Below are 16,894 nucleotides of genomic sequence, written 5' to 3' on the forward strand. Positions count from 1 at the left end.
GCGTGCGCCTTCAACCACTCGGCCACCTCACCATGCGCACCAGATGCGGAAGGCGGTTGAGACCCCCGACGCAGGAAGGGGCGCAATATACTCAGTCGCGCTCCGTGTACCGTTTGAAGTCGCCATATGTAGCAATATGGTTTGACTAGCAAGGGCTAGCGGGTGGGCGTAAGTTAGCTGCCAGCAGCAGCTTTGGGCTTCCGACCCCGGCGCGGCTTGGCAGCAAGCGTCTCGCCGCTGTTGATCGCCTTGAGGGCTTCGTCGAATTTTCCCATGAGCACTTCAGCCTTGATTGCCCCGAAGACGCCCGCGAGGTCTTTGGACGGAACGACGATTTCGGTTTCATCGTCAAGCAGCGGCAGAGCGCCCTTGTTGTAGGGAATACTGAACGCGGCGTTGTCACCCACGATGCGGAAAGAGCGTCGGCCTTTCTGATCGGGCGATCCGACGAGTTCGACTTGCTTGTCGAGGAACTTGGCCAGCTTGCGACGGTCGGCCTTCAGGGTGTCGGGGCCAAACTCGGGATGGGCCGAAACCGGCTTGGCGATGCTCTTCCAATCGACGGGGGTAGCCATTTGAACGTCTCCTAAAGCGCACAAATTGCGCCGCCGCAGACACCTAAGTTCGCACGCAACATCGCGTCAACCTGTCAGGCTATCTGAACATCGCGGCGCGCATCATTGCGTCCGTCACGCCGACATACAGCGCGCGAAATTGGCCCCGACAAGGGCATCGTTCGAGTTTCCATAGATCGAAGACACGTCGTTCTGGGAGCGACGGTGAAGGGATACACATTCGATTTTGAGGCCGAGCAGAGGACAAACGCGATCCTCTTTCGGCTGACGTTTGTGGGCCGGTGCCGCTGCCGAGCTAGGTTGTCTCGGCAGGCTCCTCCTTAGGCAACTCCACTGGCCGCACAGAGAGCGCAAGAACGTTGCCCTGCTTGCACTTCTCGCACTCGAAATACTGACCGCTGACGATCTCATCCGGCCACAAATGCAATCCCCCATCACACGGGGAATTGGCACAAGGAACGACTTTGGTGTCAGCCTTCCAAAGGTACTGATCGCCCTGCCGTTCAACGATATGCAGGGCCTCGCATTCCGGGCAAGTCACGGGGAACGTATCGCCATCGGCCTTGGTGATCCGGCGCTTAATGTCCTTCCCACAGCGGAAACAAGCGCATGTCGAGAAGTTACCCATCGTGGAATTATGCACGGCGCTAGCAAGCACGACGTCCAGGATTGCGACGACCTCATCGCATCGTTGACGCAGCCTCGCCATGTCGCCCGAGTTACCCGCCTCAAGCTGCTTGATGGTGGGCTTGTGCAGGTACGAGCCGAACGCATCGTAGTAGCTCTTGAGGTTCTTGAAGCTCAGGGGGGTATCAGTACCGAGTACGGTCATTTCCTTTGCGGGAAGGCCGGGTGTGTCTTCGACCCCAATCGAGATGGTGGCAACGGCGTCAGCGTGAGGATCAATCTCCAATAGGCGCTTTAGAACCTGTTTGGGTTGCCAGGTTTCGTAGATGGACTTCGGAACTTCCGCCTTGTAGGCGCTCATTCGGTCATAGATCAGCGCTTCCATAGCCATGCGCAATTCGAGCGCTGCATACCGCAAGGCATGGTCATCGCTCTGGGCCAGCAATACCTTGGCTCTGGAGACGCATTCGCGACCTTCATGACGGAAGTTGATGGAGGGCATGGAGACATCCTTTCCGCGCATAGTGTCAGCGGGAAGTGCGATCTATCCAAATGGAAAATGCACGCGGCAGACCTGTGGGGTAAGCGGCGATGTCAAGAGGAACTGCGTATATGCGGACGTTATTAAGCGCCGCATTCAAGCCGGATTGCTTCGCTTCATGAGCGGCCCTGCGCTTCTGGCGTCAACCACTCTTTTCGACATATTCTAGATGAAAGGCCATGCGAATGAACACCTCGTCGACATCGCTTTCAAAGTCGAACAAGAAATCCGCCTCACCCCAGACCCTAAACACGTGGGGAAATGGCTCCGGGTAGCGCGTCCAGTCATTGCCAGCAGCCCGCTCCATCACCACACGCCCAGGTCCATGCTGGAGATTGCGACGCACAACCACGCCATCGTTGGCGTCCTCAAGGCATCGCGTCGCCACATCTTCTAACTGGCTGCTCTTCACCAAAAGCATTGCGTTCTTGCTCACTGTCAGGCCGTTTCACTAGGTAAGAATGGGGCGCAGGATTCGGCCGCGGTGAGCACCAAACGGACCAACGAAGTCAGTCCCCGCACTCACACACTAAAGCCGCAAGAGGCCTAATCAACCACTCCGGAGATCATCGCAAAAACATATCTTTCTTTGCGGTCGCTCTTGTCGGGAGAGTGTGCATCGAACGCCAACGTGGCACCTGCGTTCAGGGTCGCTCTTCCACTCCCACACGATATAGCCATGCAGCCTAATCGCTACCAAAGAGTGGAATTATCTCTGGCTTGACGTAGCGTGGAAAGATGCTTGTCGCGCATCTAAGGTCGTAACAATCACCCTAAAGCGTACCTTGCTTTATGGTGCGAAATTAGGTTGACGCACACCCCTGCAAAGGTCTGTCGCAAAAGTGAAATATGTTAAGGCTACCGCATTCCACACACAGCCATGGAAAATCAATCTGGGAGCAACGTAAAGGCCAGCTGCGCCTTACCTCCGCTCATTACAATTCGCTCAAGCAATGACACTCCCCAGACACGTCCGAGCGCCAAATCCCCTTCCAGCCCGCTCACCCCATTACGTCCCGCATAAACGCCGACAAGGAATGGTTCGTCGTTCTTCACCTGCACGCCGATGTTGTCCTTGGTGAACATCATGTCGCCAGTGCGAGCCATGTAGACCACTGGGCTACCCGACATGCCCTGGTTCGTCATCGCATCGATGTAGAAGGCGTCCTCATAATCCTGGTCTCCAAGGCTGATCCCGACCTGAGGTTCTGAGGCGATAGAGGCACGCTTCCATATCGGGAAAATGCCGTTTGGAGTTATGCCTTTTGGGTAGCCGAGAACGAATACCTCCGCGCCGACGGGTGGAAGAAAGTGCTTCAGGTCTTCAAACTGTATGTCGCGGTGTCTGGGGTCTATGCCGGGTTCAAGGGTGACTTTGCCACCGTGAATGGCCCGAATGTCGGCGGCGTCATTGGCCAATTCAGGAACGTGCGGATTCAAGGGAACGACTGCGATGTCGCGCTGATTGTCATCCTCCTTTGCGTCGAGCCATAGCGGCTCTCCATCCTCGCCATAGAGCGGCAGAATGAATTCGCGGAAGTGCACCAAATCGCGCTTCGTTTCGTCGTCGAGTTCGATTGCAGCGTGGAATTTGATACGATTTGGGACACACCCCGTTGTTCTATCTAGGGCCTGTCCAGTGATGGGGTTGCGGCCTGAGACGACGTGCCAGTTCGTCACCAGAGCATATCGTTGCGCTGCCTTAAAGATGAAGCCCGTTGCGTCGCCGAGGTGAACCTCATTGTAGTAGCAGACGATTTTTGTCGTCGTGTAGCTAAGAGGATTGCCCGGCCAGAACGTGACCTGTTTGGGCTCTTCGACCGTACTCGCGGGGCTACCACTCATCATTCCACCCTTCAGCCTGGACCGTTTCAAGCCGCGCCACTTAGCTGCTCTGCCAGCCATGGGAATTCACCCACGCAGTAGTCGGTCACGCGCTCTAGGATATTCTCATCACCCTCATCGTGACGGGCCAGCGTGAGGTAGTAGTTTTTGCCTCCGTGCTTGGCATAGATGATCCACTCGCCCGTGAGCTTCTTGCGGTTCTTGCGCTCCAGATAGAGACCCGTCACGCCGTTCGCGATGCGTGCTGCAACTGCCTCGGGTGCAAGGTCTGCCGTGCTCGGGTTCCATTGGCTCATGACGATCTCACGCAGTCGTTCAGGGTTGTTCTTCAACTCCAGACTGACGTTCATCGGGACGCTGCTTCCAGCTCCGAGAAGATAGTGCTTTTTGTAGAGGCCACGCAGGATGCCTTTCTTGCTGAAGGCCTCTTGCTTGAGCGTTCCAAGGGGTGGTGCGGTGCCCTCCAGCGCTCGCATTTCGTGGATGATTTTCGCCGGTAAGGTGTCCAGCGTTCCCGTATACATTCGTCCGAACAGTTCGAAGAGGATCAGGTTGCTCACCCGACCGGGCGCGACTGATGCCAGACCGATTGCTTTCGCAAATTGCGTCAGGTGCTCCTCGGTAATCTCCGTGCGGTCTGGTTTCATTTGGAGGCCTTCGTGGGGCTCTCACCTAACTTAAGTTCGTCACCGAAGACGTCGAGTAGGTTGATCAGCGTTTCGTTTAACCAGAGGTTCTCGATTAACTCCTGATCGGTATCGTCCGCTGCATACTGGTGGTCTCTCGCAAAATCAGCGGCCATCTTTTTCTTGAGCACATCGTACTGAAGCGCGCGCTTGTAGATCGCCCAGAGATCGTCATGGACCTTTGACGGAAATAGAAGGCGGGCTTCCAACGCGCTTGCTCGAAAGCGATCCTCAATTGGCTTCGGCGGGAACCCAGCGAAGGCAATCATATGGTTCAAGAACAAATTCGCATCGTCGTAGATTTTGAACCGTCGCTCGAACAAAGCGATGCGCTGATCCATTTCCGCAAGGGCGACTTGTCGGCCTAGGATTTGTGTTTGTCGCAAGCCGATGACCACGGCTCCCGCCACCGCTACGAGACCGGTGAACAGGGTCGCGAATGCTTCCCAGGTGAATGAGTAAGGGTCGATCATAGGATAGGCTTCGCTTCAGAGCGCTTGCATTGCCAAGTCTGTAGGGCGTTGCCAGGCTTCGCGAATATGTCGTCGGTCAGGAAGGGGGGCTTACCGAACTCTCGCGTCATCCAGCCGTCGTATCGGTTCACACGGGCTTCGTTGGTGGCCATTTGGTTCGTGCCCTTGAACCGGATGTAGTACTCGTAGGACGAGGCCGTGTAGGTGCCCTTGGGCTGCATGGCAGCGTTCGCCATCGTCACCGTGCGCGTCTTCGGATCGAGGATGTAGATTAGCTGCTGACCCTCGTGGCGGCATTCCAATTTGAACGCGGCATTGGGATCGGGCGCGGGCGGTGGAGGCTTGGTGCAAGCCGATAGAAGCAGCGCTCCACAAATCACCCCACCTACCCGCCTCACATGTCCGCTCATTGCTGGGCCTCCCGCGTAGCCGCGCGCTCTTCTAGAACTTGTAGAGGGGTGATCGAACGGCGGGTGGCTTCAAGGTAGACATCCTTGTCGCAGTATTTGCCCTCGGGCGTGACCCATCCGTCGTCGCGGTCCTGCTGAGCGCGAAGCTGCTCTGCAACAGAGACCCAACGAGGCTGATCGTTCACGCAGACCCGGCACCCTTCGACACGGAAGCCAGCCTGTTTGCTGACTTCAGCACGAGCGCACTCGTACGGGTGCTGTTCGCTGTAGCCATAGCCGCAATGGGTTTGCCTCGGGCGCAGGCCCGAAGGGTGGTTGTGCTCCTTATGGCCTTTCCAGGCCAAGTAGGCGACTTGAACAAACCCGAGTATCGCAATCCCGAAAGGCCACCACATCCCGCCCCGCTCCCGTAGAGGGCGAGCTTAGCCGTTCGGCTACCTAGTGTCATCCACAGGAGGTTCCTCGCCTACCCGATGCCCATGCTGACGCTCGTAAAACGTCGGCCGGTACTCGGGCTTTTTGGGCGCGGCCAGAGGCTCCCAATGGCTCGCTGACGGTCGTGGCGCGTGGGGTGAAGAAGGACGAGCCCGCCGAAATGCTCGTCGACTAAGCCCTCCTCACGTTCCGCTTTTCACAACTTCAGCAAAGTGTCCTACATCTTACGCACAACCACGAGGGGCGGCGATGTACGGCGAGAATTGGGGCGACGTGGCCGGCGACACGAACGCAGACGCGATCATTCGAGATCGAAAGGATGAAGTGAAGGCTCTGAACTGGGTTGGGGCGATCATCTTCCTAGGCTTCATCGCGACATGCATTTGGTACGCCAACAGTCCAAGTCCGGGCCTCTTAGCATTCCTGATTTTCATGGCCGTGATGGAGGTGGGCGTACTGATCCAGTACGAGCTGTGGAAATCGCACACCATCCTTCTGATTGCGGAGCGCCGCGTCCAACTCGTCGAGCAGCAGCTTCTTCACATTACACAGGGGATTAGCGAGTTGCGGTCTGACCGGTCCTATTGAAATGAAGCGAAGCCCTTCACCCGCGCAACTCAAGGAGCTGCGCCACCAGCTCGCCTCCGCGATCTCCGACGCGAAAGCCTACAACGTCCCGGCTATCTGCACTGGCCTGGGGCTGCATGAGGGCGACACTGACGAGGCGATGCGGAGCCGATACAAGTACGCGATCAGCCGTGTCACCGAAGTGCCCGCAGCGGACTTACTCAGTGTCGTACGGACCTACTTGGCAGAGAACGAACACTTCGCCCTGTCAGAGGCCTTGGCCAAAATCGAGGAGGCGAGCGGCCCGACAATCACGGACCTGACACGCAAGCGCATAATCGACCTCTACGGCGAATTTCCCGTCTGCACCGAGCAAGAGCCCATCGAGTTCTTCAAGGCGCTGTGGCCGATTGCGACGATGCTGGAAGCCGACCAAATCCCCGGCATATCGCGCACCCTGGAAGAGGCGATCTTTCAACACACGGTGCGGAACTACGATTGGGATAACAAGGACGTCCTGAAGGCGATCGGCCTGCCCGCAATGTCGCAGCGTCAGTTCTTTCGATTCCTCGCTGCGTCAGTTCATCCAATGGCCCAGAACCACGAACGCCAAGCGGTGATGGTCGGTGAAATCAACGAGCACCTGAAGCACGACGGTTTCGCACTTAAGATCGTGAAGCGGATATCGGGTAGCCCTGTCTACGAGGTCCAAACCGCGCAACTCGGCATGCCCAACGACGAAGCGATTACCGCCTCTCTCGTTGCGTTCAATCCCACCGATATTGGGGCACGTTGGCAGGCCGCACAGGACAGACGGCTAACCGACCCATCCGGCGCAATCACTCTTTCGCGGACCTTGCTTGAAGACGTCTGCAAGTGGATTTTGCACGAAGCCGGTGACACTTCGGACGCCGACAAGGACGAATTGCCGGCTCTCTACAGGAAGCTCGCAAAGGCGATGAGCCTTGCCCCTGATGACCACACCGAAGCCATCTTCAAGCAAATCCTTGGAGGCTGTTCCGCTATCGTGGAGGGGCTAGGCGCACTAAGAAACAAACTGAGCGATGCACATAGTCCAGGCCCTAAACGGGCGCGCCCCATGTCACGGCCATGCGGAACTTGCCGTAGGTCTATCTGGCGCAATGGCCCAATACCTCGTCGCGACATGGAACGCGCGACAGGAGGCGGGTAAGAAGGGCTGATGCGATAATCCGCGATTTCCTAATTTGTAAAGTAGCTGCGCCCCGGAATTTGTTGGGGAGCAACAAGAAGGAACTTACTATGGCTATCAACATGACCGAGAAGGATCACCGCGCGCTGGATGCGTATCTCGATCTCGTTCTTGAGGCGTATAAGAGCGGCGAAATCGATCTCGGAATTGCGCGAGGGGATTTGGCTCATGCGTTCACTGGTGCGGCAATCGACAACGCGGATATCCTGAACTACCTGCGCGTGCGAGTTAAGGAGCGCTGGACTAACATCTAAGCGACTAGCGATCAAAAACGCGAAGCCCTGGGATGGAAACGTCTCGGGGCTTCGTTGTGTCAGGCCTACCCCTAAGACCCGCGCTCTACGTGCCCATCGGTAAATACCGATATGGATACCAAGCAAACACACCCATCCGCCCCCTTACTGGTTCACCAAGCCGCTTACGCAGCCGCTACCCACAAGACCGCCGTGGAAGTGCGAGAGGCCACCCGTCCGAAGATGGGTCAGTGGAAAGACTTTCGCAGCGTCATCCTGAACCCGCTATGAGAACGCCGTTATCTTTCGTTCACCAGGCAGGCAGTTTCAAAACCCTGACGCCGTAGGATTTTCTGGCCTGTTCTCCAAAATCCTGAGCACCGTGGCCTGGGTCGGGGGTTCCACTCAGTGCAGGGAACACCATGACCTATAGCCATCCGATGAGAGAGGCTGACCGGATATCCGTAACCTCAGGCGAGCCGCCCAGGCCGGTCGCCCAGTACCTTCGAATGTCGAGCGAGCATCAACGCTACTCTTTCGCCAATCAGAAGGCCGCCATGCAGGAGTACGCCGAGGCCCGAAACCTGATCGTCGTGAAGAGCTACCTAGACCCCGCGAAGAGTGGTCTCACGCTCAGGAAGCGGAAGGGGTTGCAAAAGCTCATTTCGGATTCGGTCCAGGGCCTCGCTCAGTTCAAAGAGGTGCTTGTCTACGACGTAAGCCGTTGGGGTCGCTTTCAGGACCACGACGAAAGCGCGACCTATGAGTTCTTGTGCCGAAACGCCGGGGTCGGTGTCCGCTACTGCTTCGAGCCATTCGACAACGACGGCTCCCCCATGTCGGCCATCATGAAGCACATCAAGCGGGTGATGGCCGCCGACTACAGCGCCGCCCTTTCCGAACGCATTCACCGCGCCCAGCTGTATCAGGCTCGCCTTGGGTTCAAGCAGGGTGGCAGCATGACCTACGGCGTACGCCGCATGTTGGTCGATAAGGATGGCAACCTGCGCTTCTTGTTGGACCACGGCGAGCGCAAGGGTCTTCAAACTGACCGCGTCATCTATGTGCCTGGACCCGACGAGGAGCTAGCAATCGTCCGCCGGATTTTCCGCATGTTCGTGACGGAGCGGTGGAGCATTTCTGCGATTGCGCGAACACTCAATGCGGAGGGAGTAATCGGCGCTCGTGGTAGGCCCTGGAATGACAGCCGAGTGCGCTACATCCTCGCCAATGAGCTGTTTATCGGTAACTACGTCTACAATCGGACTACCCGGAAGCTCCAGAGCCCGACAACCCGAAATCCGCCAGAAGCGTGGCTTCGGGTGAAGGTGATGGACCCTGTCGTTTCGCCACGCATTTTCCACGCTGCTGCAAAGGCATTTGGAGCCAATAGGGGATACGGGTACGACAAGAAGGACATGCTTCGTGCATTGAAAAGCTCGTGCGCGAGGGACAACCGCTCACGACCAAGCTCATCGATCAGTGTCCGTACACGCCAACATCCGTTAGCTACACGAAGCACTTTGGTTGTCTCAAAAATGCGTTCGACGCCGTTGGGTACGTGAAGCCGAACTTCACATGGAAAAAGCGACCACGACGGGGCCTTTCCAACGAGCACATACTAGCGGGACTCAGGCGTATCTATGCAGCGAACGGTTACATCACCGGCTCGTTAATCAGCGTGGATTTGGACCTACCGCACTCGGGTTACATTCGCGTTCGATTTGGCTCGCTTCTGAAGGCCTATGAAGCGGCAGGGCTCACGACAACGCGGAGCCAAGTCATGATCGATGCGATAGAGCGGGCGAAGAAGGCGAGACCGGAGCGAGCCTGCGCGATGGTCTAGTGGCGCTGAGGGGGAGGCGCTTTAGGGCCTCCCCTTCAATCATCCAAACGTGAGAAGTCCCGCGATCCCGTGATGGGAGTGAACGAACAGCGACGCTGCGCCATATGCCTTGAGCAGGAAGTCACCGCGCTCAACAACGTCCTTGGTAACGCCCGCGCTTCGGTAAATGGATTTTAGTGCCGCACCCAAACGCTTCAGAACGGCCTCGGCCTGCGGATTCGAGCCGTCAGTCGGTGTCCCACGTTCGAGCGCTAGATAGGCTCCTATCACGTCCTTCAGCGACGCAACGCTATATCCCCAGCCCAACCATTCGATGCGGCTCAGTCGGAATGAGAACTGCCGCAATCCATCAATGATGGCCTGTCGGATGAAATCGTGTTCGCCGACTTGGATTTCTTCAAGCCACTTTGTCAGGTCGGCCACCTGCGAAAGGACGTCCTCTCGTTCCTCCTCAGAGAGCACCGGATACGAGACGTGCTGGCGTAGAAGGACGGACACCATCTTAATCGGTTGGATGTTCTTCGCGTTGACGTACGTAGCGCCATGCTGGTCCCAGCGGTTCATCATGCTCTGAGGCTGGAAGCCATTCAGCAGGTCGTCGATGTGGGCCGTTAAGTCGGGCGCGATGTGCGCGGCGTCAGGCAAGCCAGCGACAAGCATTTTGATTTGGTTGGCGCGCTCGATGATGCAGAAGAGAATTTGGTAGAACTCGTAGGACCAAGCATCGACCTTGAAATGGTCGGCGAGGTGGTCGGTTCCGGTCTTAGTTCTGGAAGCTGCGAGCTTCGTGCAAAGCTCGGCAAATTCGATTGCCGGATCAGTCTTAGAAGCCATCGAGGTCCCGCCGAGAGAGAAGTGCTATCCCTACCTTCCCGGCTTGCTGCATAACGTCAAGCTCAGCACGGTCTTAGGCGTTCGGGTCAGCAGCGCAGACATAGCGACATTCGTTGCGTTCTTCTGGATCCGCACACCTAGCGGTCTTCCTCCTGCGCCATCGTGGTCACCCCACCGGTTAGGCCGACGTTACGTTGCTCGCGGAGATGTCCGATCGCGGTTGGATCAAATTTCTAGTACGGCAGGCAAGCTCGATAAGAGAGCCTGGAGCAGGTTCATTTCTGGCGTGCCGATAGCTCGCGCAATCGCAATGAACTCGATTATATCGACCCGCCGCTCACCTACTTCTATTTTGGCTACGAACGATGGCGGCTTGGAAAGTCGCGCAGCGACGTCGCGCTGAGTAAGGCCCTTCGCTTTGCGGGCTTCGATCAGCTGTTCCACGGCCATTTGATAGGAGGGGGAGGACACCCACCGTCGTTCCATCGGCCGCGCTCCGCACAATGAGCGGACTTGCTAAGCGGCTCTGTGCGTGCTCCCATTTTAGGAGCAAGTTCGGAGGGTGGTGATGAGCAAGCTAAAGGCTGTTGGTAGGCAGCCCCTTGGTAGAGAGCCGATCCAGGAAACGCCGCGCCGGCCGATCCCCGGCTGGCTTGCGCTGTTGAAAGGTGGTGCTGCCATCGTCCTTTTCCCGGTGTTTGTGGTCTACACATTTGCAAAGGGCGGCCATGGGCGGCGAGAATTATTGGAGTCCGGTTGGGCTGTCCAAGCATTCGGCCTCGGTGGGTGCGCTTTGTTCTGGTTTCTGGCGCTCGTTGTAGCGGCGCCATTACGAGGCGGGCCTTCACTGCTTCCTCGGTCGGTCAATGATCCGAGTGCTTCGCATGAAACGGCGAGAGATCGCGCTACCCAGCAGGCGTTAGTAAACAGCGGCATGTCGCGCTCTGATGCTGCGGCGGCTACGCAGGGCCTTTCCCGTGCTTGCAATGACGGCGGGATGAGCGGTTGCTAACCCAATCTCTTGAGGAGATTGCTCACCGATGACGCGTGCCACCGACCCCCACGGGGCGTGATCATGCCCAGGTCGTTGAGCCGCGCGGCTATGCCTGCAAGGCTCTGTATGCCCTCAGCGCGGATCGTGGCGACTACAGGCGAAAGGTTGGCAGCGCTTGCATCCGCTTTAGCCGATAGTGCCTTTGATGCGGCTTTAGAGTTACTCGGCGAACGCCTGAGAGCGGCCGCCCCGTTCGGGTTGCCGAGGCGGGTAACGGCGCGGCCCGACCTCTGCGAGGTGTGCCCCTCAGGTGAGGCAATCCGAGCTCTTACAGCAGCAAGGGCTTCTTTAGTTCGCCGTGAGATCGCATCGCGTTCAGCTTGGGCGACGACGGCGAGTACACCGATCGTAAGGTCAGTGGCGTCGGGCATGTCCGCCGCCACGAACCTAGCGCCGCTGTCCCTCAAGGTCAGTAGGAACGCGGCGTTTCGACCGAGGCGATCAAGCTTCGCGATTAGGAGGGTTGCCCCGGTCACCTTGGCGTGGTGCAGCGCGGCTGCAAGCTGCGGTCTGTCGTTGCGCTTCCCGCTCTCGACCTCCGTGAACTCAGCAACAATGTCATAGCCGCGAGCCCGCGAGATGGAATCTATCGCGGCTCGCTGGGCGTCCAAGCCAAGGCCGCTCCGACCCTGGGCAGCCGTTGAAACGCGAAAGTACGAAACCGCTTTCACCGAGGAGCCATAACACAGTTATCCCTTACAAAAACGCGCAACGAGCGTTAGGCGATTTTGTACAAGGTGGCAGGGTTATAGAGCAAACGCAAAGGGTAGCTTGGCGCGCGAGTCTCAGGACGGGTACACCTGTTTTTGAGGGCTACCAGACGCCTCGCCCTGGCACTATCGACCATGCAGCCAGGGCGGTCTTCGTCATGTTCTCGGACCATTTCAATGGCAGTCGGTTCGATGGCTTAGTTTAGCGACAGCCCGCTTCGCCCGGCTCCGGTTAGGTCTCCGGGCCGATATTCCTGTGACACTCGCATCATCAACTGTGTGCGCCGATAGACGGCGTCATTGTCCTGCCAGTCAGGAAATTCCATCTGGTCGCGAAGCCATTCCCCGTTGATCTGGACGGCTGGCACGTTCTTGCCTGCTTGCTCGTAGGCCCAGGACCAGACATCGGCGAGGCGGTAGCGACAGCTCCGGCCCTTGAACCATGCGTCAGGCGCGGCGGTCGGGCCTACGCCTCTAAGGCGCCAGTTGGCAGCAGTTTGACGATGGATTCCGAGTGCTCGGCAAAGCTCGGCACTGGTGATGAATTGAAATGGGGCGCGGTTGGCAAATTCGGAAGCCTTCAGGCGAACAATGTATTCCGGTCGCATGTCTATAATTTCCTTTTTATAATCTATCATTTCAAATAATGTTATCATTAAAGGTTCATATGATAACCGGTTCATAGCGGTTATTGCCCATAACTCAGTGTCTCAGTGTCTCGGTTTATAGATACTGAAAATGAATATTAGAGAGAAGAAGGAAGGGCGGAGGGGTGCCAACGTCCACTCCTTCACCGATGCAAAACAAGCCGAGACAGTGAGCGGGTGAGACGGGCGGGTTGCCGCCCGTCGCGCCCTGTCGTCAGGCTGCCAATGTCGTCCCGTCGTCGTTGGAGGCCACGCCCATGTAATGGGCCGCCACCGCGTCCGGTGCCGCCGCTAGCCACTTGGCTTGATTGTCCCAGGCCCACAATCGCGCCCGTCCAGTTCCAACACGCTGCTGCCCAAGATTCACAGCGCCGAGGGCACTTAGAACAGCACCCACACTCTGAGGCGTCGGCCTGCGGTAGGTCCATCCATTGGCCATTAGGAAGGCGATTACATCGTCCACCGTGCCAACGTCCCGCTGGAAAAAGCTCCTCTTGGACGCGATGGCATCCTCAATTACGGCCTCAAGCGGCGTCAGCGATAACGACTGCATCTGCGTTTTCGCCTTGGACTCCGGTGCGGGAGCACGGGGATTGAAGGCTGACAGGTTCCGCTCTTTGAGAAATTGAGCAAAGGCGGGCAACTCGAACGGAATAGCGGCGGCAAGTGCCTTGTAATATTCGGGCTCGCGCCGCTCCGTCGCCGTCTCGATCACCGCATACCTGCGATCTCCTCGCTCCAGGGAGAGGGCATTCGCGTGGTTTGTGAGAAGAATGTGACCTTTCGGGGTGCGCCCCTCAAAAGTCGGCGTGCCCTTCTCCTCGACCCGGATGAACTCGTCGCTGATCCACTGCTTCAGCGAGTTCGCCACGGCACGATCGACGCCCATGATTTCGTTCAGAATCATAAGCTGTCGATTGACCCGGTCGGCCTTAAACCGCCCGGCCAGAGCCTCAGCGGGCACCATGACCGTGTTTGGCGTGCCTACGATCTCGCAGAGCAGCTCAACGGCCATCGACTTGCCTGTGCCCTGCGGCCCGTAGATCAACAGTGCGGTACTGATCTTCTCGCCGGGCTGCTGAACCATATGGGCGTAATAGTCGAGCAAGTACCGGCGGGAGACAGGGTCGGGCACTAGGTAGTTGAAGTGCGCCAAGATGGTCGCGCACGACCCCGCAGCGGGGACGAGGGCCGGGGCTCGATAGGAATTGAGGACGGTCTGACCATCTACGGCAATTAGCCGCCCCTGGCCTGGCAGATAATCCACTTTCGCTGCCTTGATCGCCAAGGCTGACTTCGAGAACGCCATAACCGGGTTATCAAGCCGGTGGGCGTGGGCCATGCCGAAGGCCTTCCCTGAGATCGGAGCCAGCGACGTCAGATCGAAGAACCGCTCCGAACTGAGGTCGTAGGCGTGGTTCATCAGCAGATCGATCAGCGCCTGTGACGAAAAGCCAAACTGGATCGGGGAATAGGCCCGGCTGGCCAGAACGTGGTTGTCACAACCGCGAAAACCGAGATCGTCTCGGATATGAGCGTAGGTGACTGGGCCGTCCGACTTGAGGGTTTCGCTGATCTTGGCGTCCGTCTCCTTGGCGCTGTAGCCCGGATGGCCCCGGGAAATTTCATGCGCCCAGAACTCCCCGTTGTCGCAGCGAGCGGCAACGCCAAGGATCGCGAACCAGTAAGGGTACGGCAGCGTTGCGGCGTTCTCGACGCAATATCGAGCAAAGGGGCAGTTCGCCGCGATCAGTTGCCAGTCCGGTGCCTTTGACGTGCTTGCTGCTGATTTTCCGCCATGGCTTCGGGCAGGCCGAGCCGCTTCTTCGGGCGGCGCGAAAGCTGACAGTTCAGCCAGCGGATACAACGCTTCAGGGTTTAGCTCGACGAGGGTGACGGGCTTTGGGTCGGCAGGGTTCTTCCAATTGGTAGAGCCGACGACGCGCTTCACACGTGCGAGGTCACCCATGCTATCCAGGGTCCAGCCAATTTCAGCGGCCTTCCCGATTGCAAAGGAATTGAAGCCCTTGGTGAAGGCTTCCGCCTGGGCGCGGTCTGCCGCGCTGTGAATTTCGATTGGTCGATCTAGTCGCCATTCGAAATGGTAGCCGTTGCCAGACTTGACGATGGCGCTCCAAACGGGAAGGCCCCATCCCAAGATCGTCGCTTTGATTTGGTCGAGCTCCGCCGCTGGGTTTTTGACGCCAGCATATTTGCCTGCATCCCCCACATCGATGTCTAGGTACGCGCCGAACACCATCCCAATGTCTTCTGCCTTACCCCTGCCTGAAGCTGGAGGGGCCTTGAATGCTGCGAAGGTAGCAAACTTCGCCGTGTTAGAAGGCTGGGGGGCAGCAAGAGCTTTGGGAAGGTCGATTGCCCGGTGGGCGCGATGTTCGCCCCTATCTAATCCCCCCTCCGGCTTGTGCTTATGGACGCTTACAACCACCCAGGCGTCGGGTGCAGCATTGTATAGGGACTCGTAGTACTGTATAGTTTCGCTTTCCATAACTATTTTCCCGCACCTGCTTACCCATTCAAGGGCAGGTGCGGGGCAAAGTTATAAAGATGGCCTGCGTCGTCGTCCCCGGTTGTTTCCGGTTCGAAATGGTTCACCGATTTTTGGACTTATGTAGAGCGACGAACGGTGCCGGAAGCTTAAAGCCTGGAATCCTGTATCGCTCGATCGCATCAACTAGCGGCGCGAGGGGATAAGACAATCCGCCGTAGTTGTCGGCGACATCGCCTGTCTCATGGCCGGTCAGTTCGTTGTGAACATCGTTGGGTATCGCCGCGAGCCGTGCGTAGTGCTTGAAGGTGTGTCGAAACGAATGAAAGACCGTCTCCGTCCCTCTCAGGCCGATTTTTCTGCGGTATCTGCCGAACCATTTCGACCAATTGCCCATCAACTCGCCTTGGGCGTTGGGAGTAATTGCTGGAAACAGCCTTGCTTGTTTGGCAGCTTGGGCCGACTTCACAAACGGCAAAAAGCCTAGGGTCACGAGGTCAGCATGAATCGGGATTCGGCGTTCGCTTCCCTCGTTCTTCACTGACTGGCCTCTCGCCTCGTCCTCGACAATGCGGATCACCCAGGCCCGCTTCTGTTTGCCGTCTGAAAGGCTGTAGCCTTCTTCGACAATGTCGCTCGGGTGCAGTTGCCCGAGTTCTGTCAATCTCGCTCCGGTGTACAGGCCAAGAAGGGGAAGCCAGTAGGCGGCCTCTCCTCCACCAGCTGCAGGGCGGAGGCGGTCCGCATAAACCGGGCTAGAGAAGATGGTTTCAAGCTCGGCCTCTGTGAAGGCTCGCCTGATTTCTCGCTTCCTCCGGTTATCGGCAACGCGGATGTTCGCAGCCGGGTTCGTCGCGATAAGGTCGAGCTTGTTAGCGGCGTAGTTCAAAACAGTCCCAAGCATCGGGATCATGACATTGATGTTCGCTGCGGTTTGCCCCTCTGATACCAGCGCGTCTTTGAATTGCACCACCTGCTGGCGCGCGATCTCCTGCACCGGTAGCGGGCCACAAGCCACCTCGAACCGCTCAACGATATTCCGAGTACGCCTGACAGTTCGGTCTTCCGGCTTATTTTCGGCCGCCCAGCGATCAACGACGGAGGAGAGGCTGTCCCGCTGCTTTGGCGCTTTCACAGCTGCCGAAGGCCTCTGTGGAGAGGGCCGACCCGCTGCTTTGGTGGACGATCGACCCGCCTGCCTATCGATCTTGGCCGGGCCAATGACTGTCGGGCTGATTTGCTGGACGTCTACACTCGGCGTTTTCGCCGGGAACTTGTCAGCTTCAATGGCAGCTCGCGTCTCAGCAAACTCCCGATCTTGCCTCGCCCACTCCACTACGAGGAGCGTCCTCGCCCTGGCAGGGTCAGCCGTTCCAAGTGCCTTGGTGATTTCTCGACGGCCGTAGTGGCCCTGCAAATCGAGCGGGATCACTCGTCGAATCGAGTAGCGCCCACCGCGTCGTACCAACCCTGTCAACAAGGGGTCTCCTCCGTGCCAAGTGTAGCAGACACGGAGCGTTTGAGTATTTGAGGGCTGTCATCCCTGTAATAAGTCTACAAATTCATAGACTTAGGACGGTGGCGGTGAGAGAGGGATTCGAACCCTCGATAGAGTTTCCCCTATACACGCGTTCCAGGCGTGCGCCTTCAACCACTCGGCCACCTCACCAT

18 protein-coding genes and 1 tRNA gene are annotated in these 16,894 nt (G+C 57.8%); 4 read left to right on the forward strand and 15 right to left on the reverse strand.

All coding sequences use genetic code 11. The annotated features are described in order from the left end of the window. Positions 1 to 173: 173 nt before the first annotated feature. The 8 genes from BM066_RS24805 to BM066_RS26205 form a co-directional block, all read right to left on the reverse strand. The gene (locus tag BM066_RS24805) at positions 174 to 575 is read right to left on the reverse strand and encodes a hypothetical protein (RefSeq protein ID WP_018061978.1); all 402 of its coding nucleotides are present in this window, start codon (positions 573 to 575) and stop codon (positions 174 to 176) included. 295 nt (positions 576 to 870) lie between these two features. Continuing rightward, positions 871 to 1,704, reverse strand: coding sequence for a hypothetical protein (locus tag BM066_RS24810; protein ID WP_143093809.1), 834 nt, complete (start codon positions 1,702 to 1,704; stop codon positions 871 to 873). Positions 1,705 to 1,885: 181 nt separating this feature from the next. Then, positions 1,886 to 2,179 carry a hypothetical protein gene (locus BM066_RS24815; RefSeq protein ID WP_143093810.1) on the reverse strand — a complete coding sequence of 98 codons (294 nt, stop codon included), beginning with the start codon at positions 2,177 to 2,179 and terminating at the stop codon, positions 1,886 to 1,888. A gap of 452 nt (positions 2,180 to 2,631) precedes the next feature. Next, positions 2,632 to 3,591: a trypsin-like peptidase domain-containing protein gene (locus tag BM066_RS24820; RefSeq protein ID WP_018061975.1), complete on the reverse strand. Its 960-nt coding sequence runs from the start codon at positions 3,589 to 3,591 to the stop codon at positions 2,632 to 2,634. Between the two features lie 23 nt (positions 3,592 to 3,614). After that, on the reverse strand, positions 3,615 to 4,235 hold the full coding sequence (locus tag BM066_RS24825; RefSeq protein WP_018061974.1) for a hypothetical protein: 621 nt from the start codon (positions 4,233 to 4,235) through the stop codon (positions 3,615 to 3,617). Further along, the gene (locus BM066_RS24830) at positions 4,232 to 4,747 is read right to left on the reverse strand and encodes a hypothetical protein (RefSeq protein ID WP_018061973.1); all 516 of its coding nucleotides are present in this window, start codon (positions 4,745 to 4,747) and stop codon (positions 4,232 to 4,234) included. Before BM066_RS24830 ends, BM066_RS24825 begins: the two co-directional genes overlap by 4 nt. After that, entirely contained in the window at positions 4,744 to 5,157 is a 414-nt protein-coding gene (locus tag BM066_RS24835) for a hypothetical protein (protein WP_143093811.1), read from the reverse strand. The genes BM066_RS24830 and BM066_RS24835 overlap by 4 nt, the downstream gene beginning before the upstream one ends. Further along, entirely contained in the window at positions 5,154 to 5,552 is a 399-nt protein-coding gene (locus tag BM066_RS26205; protein WP_143093812.1) for a hypothetical protein, read from the reverse strand. Before BM066_RS26205 ends, BM066_RS24835 begins: the two co-directional genes overlap by 4 nt. A gap of 289 nt (positions 5,553 to 5,841) precedes the next feature. On the opposite strand from BM066_RS26205, the gene BM066_RS24840 reads away from it, so the two are divergent. The 4 genes from BM066_RS24840 (at position 5,842) to BM066_RS24855 (ending at position 9,188) form a co-directional block, all read left to right on the forward strand. Beyond that, positions 5,842 to 6,180, forward strand: coding sequence for a hypothetical protein (locus tag BM066_RS24840; protein WP_018061971.1), 339 nt, complete (start codon positions 5,842 to 5,844; stop codon positions 6,178 to 6,180). 1 nt (position 6,181) lies between these two features. Continuing rightward, a complete protein-coding gene (locus BM066_RS24845) occupies positions 6,182 to 7,351 on the forward strand; it encodes an abortive infection family protein (protein WP_089931051.1) in 1,170 nt (389 codons plus the stop codon). An 89-nt stretch (positions 7,352 to 7,440) separates the two neighbouring features. Next, positions 7,441 to 7,644, forward strand: coding sequence for a hypothetical protein (locus BM066_RS24850; RefSeq protein ID WP_018061970.1), 204 nt, complete (start codon positions 7,441 to 7,443; stop codon positions 7,642 to 7,644). Positions 7,645 to 8,045: 401 nt separating this feature from the next. Next, entirely contained in the window at positions 8,046 to 9,188 is a 1,143-nt protein-coding gene (locus tag BM066_RS24855) for a recombinase family protein (RefSeq protein ID WP_089931053.1), read from the forward strand. 320 nt (positions 9,189 to 9,508) lie between these two features. Here BM066_RS24855 and BM066_RS24860 read toward each other — a convergent pair whose 3' ends face one another. The 7 genes from BM066_RS24860 to BM066_RS24880 all read right to left on the reverse strand — a co-directional run bounded on the left by BM066_RS24860 (position 9,509) and on the right by BM066_RS24880 (position 16,892). Beyond that, positions 9,509 to 10,303 carry a hypothetical protein gene (locus BM066_RS24860; protein WP_018061969.1) on the reverse strand — a complete coding sequence of 265 codons (795 nt, stop codon included), beginning with the start codon at positions 10,301 to 10,303 and terminating at the stop codon, positions 9,509 to 9,511. A 225-nt stretch (positions 10,304 to 10,528) separates the two neighbouring features. Continuing rightward, a complete protein-coding gene (locus BM066_RS24865) occupies positions 10,529 to 10,753 on the reverse strand; it encodes a helix-turn-helix domain-containing protein (protein WP_029669112.1) in 225 nt (74 codons plus the stop codon). Positions 10,754 to 11,311: 558 nt separating this feature from the next. Then, positions 11,312 to 12,028: a recombinase family protein gene (locus BM066_RS24870; protein WP_029669111.1), complete on the reverse strand. Its 717-nt coding sequence runs from the start codon at positions 12,026 to 12,028 to the stop codon at positions 11,312 to 11,314. Positions 12,029 to 12,264: 236 nt separating this feature from the next. Further along, positions 12,265 to 12,675 (reverse strand): helix-turn-helix domain-containing protein, encoded by a 411-nt coding sequence (locus BM066_RS26210; RefSeq protein WP_143093813.1) that lies wholly within the window; start codon positions 12,673 to 12,675, stop codon positions 12,265 to 12,267. A 253-nt stretch (positions 12,676 to 12,928) separates the two neighbouring features. Then, a complete protein-coding gene (locus BM066_RS24875) occupies positions 12,929 to 14,974 on the reverse strand; it encodes a primase-helicase family protein (protein ID WP_018061968.1) in 2,046 nt (681 codons plus the stop codon). A 352-nt stretch (positions 14,975 to 15,326) separates the two neighbouring features. After that, positions 15,327 to 16,703, reverse strand: a complete 1,377-nt coding sequence (locus tag BM066_RS26215) for a site-specific integrase (RefSeq protein ID WP_369823284.1) — start codon at positions 16,701 to 16,703, stop codon at positions 15,327 to 15,329. Positions 16,704 to 16,802: 99 nt separating this feature from the next. Then, positions 16,803 to 16,892: transfer RNA gene (locus tag BM066_RS24880), tRNA-Ser, on the reverse strand. Positions 16,893 to 16,894 lie beyond the last annotated feature (2 nt).

The sequence above is a fragment of the Caulobacter sp. UNC279MFTsu5.1 genome (assembly GCF_900114015.1).
In the GTDB taxonomy this organism is placed as follows: Bacteria; Pseudomonadota; Alphaproteobacteria; order Caulobacterales; family Caulobacteraceae; genus Caulobacter.